This is a genomic window from Pedobacter psychrodurus (genome assembly GCF_004331735.1).
GTDB lineage: Bacteria > Bacteroidota > Bacteroidia > Sphingobacteriales > Sphingobacteriaceae > Pedobacter > Pedobacter psychrodurus.
Window position 1 is genome coordinate 415,286 of the sequence record NZ_SJSO01000002.1, and the last position, 6,530, is coordinate 421,815.

Annotated in this window: 8 protein-coding genes; 2 read left to right on the top strand and 6 right to left on the bottom strand. The window is 37.6% G+C overall.

Annotation, left to right across the window (positions count from 1 at the left end):
• Positions 1–46 precede the first annotated feature (46 nt).
• Positions 47–727 (top strand): hypothetical protein, encoded by a 681-nt coding sequence (locus tag EZ456_RS03665; protein ID WP_131527385.1) that lies wholly within the window; start codon positions 47–49, stop codon positions 725–727.
• 36 nt (positions 728–763) lie between these two features.
• Here the strand turns inward: EZ456_RS03665 and EZ456_RS03670 are convergent, their stop codons facing one another.
• The 6 genes from EZ456_RS03670 to EZ456_RS03695 form a co-directional block, all read right to left on the bottom strand.
• A complete protein-coding gene (locus tag EZ456_RS03670; protein WP_131527387.1) occupies positions 764–1,678 on the bottom strand; it encodes a Ppx/GppA phosphatase family protein in 915 nt (304 codons plus the stop codon).
• A 728-nt stretch (positions 1,679–2,406) separates the two neighbouring features.
• Positions 2,407–3,570, bottom strand: coding sequence for a molecular chaperone DnaJ (gene dnaJ, locus EZ456_RS03675; protein WP_131527389.1), 1,164 nt, complete (start codon positions 3,568–3,570; stop codon positions 2,407–2,409).
• Between the two features lie 89 nt (positions 3,571–3,659).
• Entirely contained in the window at positions 3,660–4,241 is a 582-nt protein-coding gene (locus EZ456_RS03680) for a nucleotide exchange factor GrpE (protein WP_131527391.1), read from the bottom strand.
• 128 nt (positions 4,242–4,369) lie between these two features.
• Positions 4,370–5,053 (bottom strand): cell division ATP-binding protein FtsE, encoded by a 684-nt coding sequence (locus EZ456_RS03685; RefSeq protein WP_131028709.1) that lies wholly within the window; start codon positions 5,051–5,053, stop codon positions 4,370–4,372.
• A gap of 1 nt (position 5,054) precedes the next feature.
• Positions 5,055–5,258: a hypothetical protein gene (locus EZ456_RS03690; protein WP_029278679.1), complete on the bottom strand. Its 204-nt coding sequence runs from the start codon at positions 5,256–5,258 to the stop codon at positions 5,055–5,057.
• A gap of 51 nt (positions 5,259–5,309) precedes the next feature.
• The gene (locus EZ456_RS03695) at positions 5,310–6,239 is read right to left on the bottom strand and encodes a gliding motility-associated C-terminal domain-containing protein (RefSeq protein WP_131527393.1); all 930 of its coding nucleotides are present in this window, start codon (positions 6,237–6,239) and stop codon (positions 5,310–5,312) included.
• 86 nt (positions 6,240–6,325) lie between these two features.
• Here EZ456_RS03695 and EZ456_RS03700 point away from each other — a divergent pair.
• A partial coding sequence (locus EZ456_RS03700) for a transposase (protein ID WP_131527395.1) occupies positions 6,326–6,530 on the top strand: 205 nt, incomplete at its 3' end.

Sequence of the window (6,530 nt, forward strand, 5' to 3'; positions counted from 1 at the left end):
TTGTGGAATTCTCATAAAATTTTCATCATCTAAGAAAATTAGCACGATGAAAACGAGAATTAGCGAAATTACCATAGCCGAACCATGTTTACAGAACTGGGATGAAATGGAAAAAGGAGCAGGCTTTAATTTCTGTAAAGCCTGTAGCAAAAATGTAATTGACTTTTCGGGCTATACCAATGCCGAAATCATCAGTGTATTGGCTGGCGCCAGTTCTTCTGTATGTGGCCGTTTAAGCAAAACCCAATTAAACCAGCTTAATTATCATTTATCCATTGTTCCAACAAGCAATAGAAACTGGATGAAATATCTGGGTGTATTGGCTATAGGAGTAAGCGTTTTTACCCATAATGTGAGTGCAATGCCTATTAAAAAATCTGCAGTGATTGTTCACTCAAAAGACGTTGGTAAACTAAATAAAGTAGATGAACCAACGATTTTACGAACATTTTATGGCTATATGTTCTTAAGGAATAACAATATGCCAATGGTCGGTTTAAAACTTAGATTAAAAGGTACAGATATTACCGCGGTTACTGATAAAAATGGGCGTTACGAATTCAAAATAGATGACAAATTGTACTGGAAATATAGTGAGCTAATTGCTGAAGATAGTAAGTATGTGATTACACTTAAATTAGATGCAAAAACAATTAAGCAAAAAGACTATTATCCGTATAAAGCAGAGGATACAATTTTGGGTAAGATTGCGGTTTCATTCAAATAAATTTCTATTTATCAACCATATTAAATAACTAATTTTTTATAGTTTACTAGCCAAAACACCCATCTTTAAATCGTAGGTAGAAAGCATTAACCTGTTTATTTTGCAACGCCCTAAAACATAGTTGGTAATTAAAGCAGCAATAACAATCATGTCTACCCTTAAAGGGATCATTCCTGGCATTTCCGCCCTTTCGTGATGTGTAGCATTTAGTAGTTTGATCGAAGTTGCAATGTAATCGTCAAAATTGAATGCAAAGGTTTTGGCTGTGTTGATAGCTGTTTTCAGGTTGTTTTTTCTGATCATGAGCTCAGCAAATGTTTCGAATGCTCCAGCAGATCCGATTAAAATTATAGGGCGGTATTTTTCACAGATATCGAAAAGATCGGCCAGTTGATTTTGAATGTGAAATAAAATGGCATTTTTCTCCTCATCAGCTATGGGATCTGATTTGAAGAACTGTTGCATTAACCGTGCTGCACCAATGTTATAACTTTTCTTCCAGATCAGCTTTTGAGTATCACAAAGGATAAATTCTACGCTTCCGCCACCAATGTCCATAATCAAAGATACCTCTGTTATCGCTCCGCTCAGTTTTACGCCTTGGTAAATTAATTCAGCCTCTTCATTACCACTAATTGTCTGGATGCTTATTCCAGTTCTTTCTTTTACCGCATCTACAAAATCTTGCCCGTTTTCTGCACTTCTAACTGCCGAAGTAGCCATAGCCCTTATCTCATCAATCTCGTATTCAGCAATTGTATGGCTAAACGTTTCAAGGCAGTTCACGCCTCTTTCAAAGGCTGCAGGAATGATAATGTTGTCGTTAATTCTTCCTTCACCCAATTTAACAGGCACATTTGTTTTATATAAAATTTCCAGCTGGTTTCCTGCTGTTTCAGCAATAAGCAAATGGAATGTATTTGTGCCGAGGTCGATAACAGCAATGCGCATATTTGATGTTTTTGTTTGTTGGAAAGCAAGGTCAGTAGTTCTTCGGTACCGATAGCCCTGCTATCCATTAAATTTCGTTAATGTTGGTGCTAAATTAAGGCTAGTAGAGCGAAATACCATTGCTATCAGTTTATTTTATTGAGGCCTGTGGTTTTTTGGTAAATATCAGTGTACGGGTATAGTTCCATCGATAGTAGTACAGAACATGGTTAATAAACGGGATAGCAGCGGCAGCCTCAGATTTTTTTCAATCTGAGCTATAGCGTATAGCCCGGCTAAGCATTAAAATGGATCATTGCAATTGCTTTTCCAAACTGAATCATTATTAGAATTTGGAAAGCATTTGTAGTAGCCCTTCAGTAACTGTAGTCCTGCTATCCATTAAATTTCGTTAACGTTGGTGCTAAATTAAGGGTAGTGGAGCGAAATACCATTGCTATCAGGTTTATTTTATTTAGGCCTGTGGGTTTGGTAAAGTATTAGGGCACCAACAGAAGTAGGACTCTACCACTCTTAAGATGGTAATATCTGACTTCACAAAATAATTTATGCTTAGGTGATCTCAGCTGACTTAGATGGTCAATATTTTATGCAAATGCAAAAAATTACGGTTAGAAATGAATGATGGATTGGCTAATGGTTGTTAATCTAGGATTTATAGGATAATGTGTTGTAAAACAAAAAAACCGATGCTTGTGGCACCGGTTTTTCAATTTATATTAAATTAATTACTCGAAGTATTCTTTCATTCTTTCGAAGAAACTCTTATCATTTTTACCTGGTTGAGGTTTAAAGTTTGGCGATTCACGTAATTTCTCTAAAGCATTACGTTCTTCGCTACTTAAAGCTTTTGGTGTCCAGATGTTGATGTGAATAATTTCATCACCTCTGTGGTAAGAATTCACTTCTGGCAAACCTTTACCTTTTAGGCGCAATAATTTTCCGCTTTGAGTACCTGGATCGATTTTGATTTTTGCTTTACCATCGATGGTTGGTACTTCAATGCTCATCCCTAAAGCAGCATCAACGAAGCTCAAATGTAAATCGTAAACGATATTGTTGCCTTCGCGTTTTAGCGTTTCGTGAGGTGTTTCTTCAATTAAAATAATTAAATCGCCCGGGATGCCACCATTAGGTGCTGCATTTCCTTTTCCACTCATGCTTAACTGCATACCTTCACTTACACCTGCAGGAATATTGATAGTAATGGTTTCTTCGCCACGTACAACACCGTCTCCATGACAAACTGTACATTTTGAGGTAATTTGTTGACCGCTACCGTTACAGGTAGGGCAGGTAGATGCCGTTTGCATCTGGCCTAAAATAGTGTTAGTTACTCTACGCACCTGACCGCTACCACCGCAGGTACCACAGGTACTTACTGATGATTTATCTTTTGCACCAGAGCCATCGCAGGTTTTACAAACAATTAGTTTATTAACCTTGATTTTCTTTTCTGCACCATGTGCAATTTCTTCAAGCGTTAATTTAACTTTTATGCGCAGGTTAGAACCTTTAGCTACTCTACGGCCACCGCGTTGCTGACCGCCACCACCACCGCCAAAAAAGCTTTCGAAAGGATTGTGACCGCCAAACACATCGCCGAAATTGCTAAAAATATCGTCCATGTTCATACCGCCACCGCCGTAACCGCCGCCGCTTGCACCACCAACACCTGCATGACCATATTGATCATAACGTTGTTTTTTGTCGGCATTACTTAAAACTTCGTAAGCTTCTGCAGCTTCCTTAAATTTATCTTCAGCAGCTTTATCTCCTGGGTTTTTATCTGGGTGATATTTAATCGCCATCTTGCGATAAGCTTTCTTTATCTCATCAGCGGCTGCGCCCCTAGTTACGCCTAATACGTCGTAATAATCTCTTTTACTCATCTTCTTTATAAAATGATTGAATGATTCAATGATAGAATGAGAGAATGTTAATTCAATCATTCAAAATTCAATCATTCAATAATTATTTCTTATGCTCCAACTACTACTTTAGCAAAGCGGATTACATTATCATTTAAGGTATAACCTTTTTCAACCTCATCAATCACTTTTCCTTTAAGGTCCTCAGTAGGAGCAGGAATATTGGTAATTGCTTCGTGGAAATCGGTATTGAAAGGTTGACTAATACTTTCTACATCTTTCAAACCTTTTTGGGCTAAGGTGTTTTTCAGCTTTGTGCTTACCAATAAAATACCTTCTTTAACCGGGGCAACGTCAGCAGCAGTTTCCATCGCTTTTAATGCACGGTCGAAATCATCTAAAACAGGTAAAAGTGAAACAATTACATCTTTACCAGCAGTTTGTAATAACTCTACGCGTTCTTTTTGTGTACGACGTTTATAATTATCGAACTCAGCGTATAAACGTAAATATTTGTCGTTAAGCTGTTGAACTTCCGCTTGCAATTTCTCTTCTGCAGATAATTCGGGTGCCTGTTCAGTTTCAGCGATAGGAGCATCAGTATTCTCTACATTCTCAGCAGTATTTTCTGATGTATTTTCAGGATTCATTATATTTTCTTCTTTATCGTTATTTTTCTTCTTATTAAACATAATACTAGGCTGAATTTTTTTGTGTTAATCTCAACTATTTTGCCATAAACGGAAATCAGCCAAGCTGTCAGATTTATTGATATTTATCTGAACAGATTGGCTGATTAGCTGACGGATGTCAGAATTTTTTATACGATTTGTGCATCTTCGTGCACAACTCCATTCTCACATTTAATAATGCGCGAAGGGAAAGTACGGATGATATGGTAATCGTGTGTAGCCATTAACACCGCAGTTCCGGCCTGGCTGATTTGCTTCAAAAGGGTTACAATTTCTTCTGATGTTTCTGGGTCTAAATTCCCGGTAGGCTCATCAGCTAAGATTATTTCTGGATCATTTAACAAAGCTCTCGCAATAACAATACGTTGTTGCTCACCACCAGAAATTTCGTGTGGCATTTTTTTAATTTTAGAACGTAAACCAACTTTGTCCAAGACGTCTTTAACGCGTTCGTTAATTAATTTTTCATCTTTCCAACCGGTTGCTTTTAGTACAAATTCAAGATTTTTTTCAATGGTTCTATCGGTAAGCAATTGAAAATCCTGAAAAACCACGCCCAATTTACGGCGTAAAAACGGTACCTGACTTTCTTTTAGGTTTTTAAGGTCGAAACCGGCAATATTGCCTTCGCCATTACCAATATGTAAGTCGCCATATAATATTTTAAGCAAACTACTCTTGCCCGAACCTGTTTGCCCGATCAAGAACACAAATTCGTCTTTTTCGATGTGTAAATTTACGTTTGAGAGGACTAAATGTTTCTGCTGAAAAACATCTACATTGCTTAAATGAATTACTGAGTTGCCTGCCATATTATATTTCTAATTTTGCAATCTGCCCGAAAGGCAAACCTTTAACCATTTCCATAATGTATTCTTGCTTGTCGCCAAGTCCGAGTTTTTCCAACGATTTGTCAGGTCTATCTACCCTAAAATAAGCTAAAAGTGTAAACTTGTCATCTCTTAACTGTACGTAATCTGGAATTTTGGCTATGCCTTTAACTTTAACGATATACATTGTGTCCAAAAATAGCATTTCCAAATGATAAGCGAAAGCAAGAAGTCCTTTTTATCTCATCAGCATTACCCAACCAGTATAGGTTTTAAAATCTTTATTTAAATAAATGCTGTAATAATAAACTGCCGGGGGCAGATCTTTTCCATTCATTTTACCATCCCAGGCTTTAAAAGTTCCGGTACTTTGGTAAACAATCTGGCCATATCGGTTAGTTACTTTCACAATTGCATTTGGGAAAGACGTTATAGACGGAATATTCCAGTTATCGTTTACATTATCGCCATTAGGGGTGAAGGTATTGGGAATAACCACCTTTGGGTAAACTTTTATAAAAACATTGTCACTGCTGCTGGTGCAGCCTAAATTAGATGCCACATTCAATGTATAAGTAATATCTTCAGTTGGTGAAGCAATGGGATTGAGTTTGGTGGGATCATCAAGATAATCTGTTGGTGTCCAGAAATAGGTAAAATCATCTCCACTCACTTTACCGTTTAAAATTGTTGATTGTCCAGTTACGATCGTTTGATCAGCACCAGCATCGGCTGTAGCATTTTTATTAACATTAATGATAATTTCGGCGATTGCAAAACATCCATTATTAGAAACCTGAACGGTGTAAGTGGTCGTTTCAGTTGGCGATGCAATTGGATTGGCACTTTGAGGATCTGACAAACCCTTTGATGGCTGCCAAAGATATGTTGAACCTCCTGAGGCTTCCAGTTGGATAGGCTTGCCTTCGCAAATGGTTGCTGTTTGGATATTGGTCGTTATATTTATTGGATCTCTAACTTCAAGATAGGTTGTTGCGCTTTGCGTACAGCCATTTGCGGTAACCTGAACCGTATAATCGCCTTCCATCGCTTTTGTAGCATTTGGAATGGTAGGACTTCTGTCTGAAGAGAGAAATTGACCATTTGGACCTGTCCAATTATAACTTGTTCCACCAGAAGCATTTAGTTGAATGGTGCTGCTGTGCACTTCCCCAAATTCAGACCAGTTAAAAGTATAATTCTAGACCGAGCGTAGCGAGGCTATTAGAAAAACTATTAATTTTAATTGGCAATATGAAAAGAATTAAGTTTACGGAATCCCAGATTGTAAAAGCAATCAAAGAACATGAGAATGGCAAAAATGTGCACGATCTCTGCAGAGAGTTAGGAATTAGCACAGCAGCCTTTTACAAATGGCGCCAAAGGTATGGAGGAATGGAAGTGAAAGAGTTATCAAAGCTCAAGGCATTAGAGGAGGAAAATGCACGTTTAAAAAAAA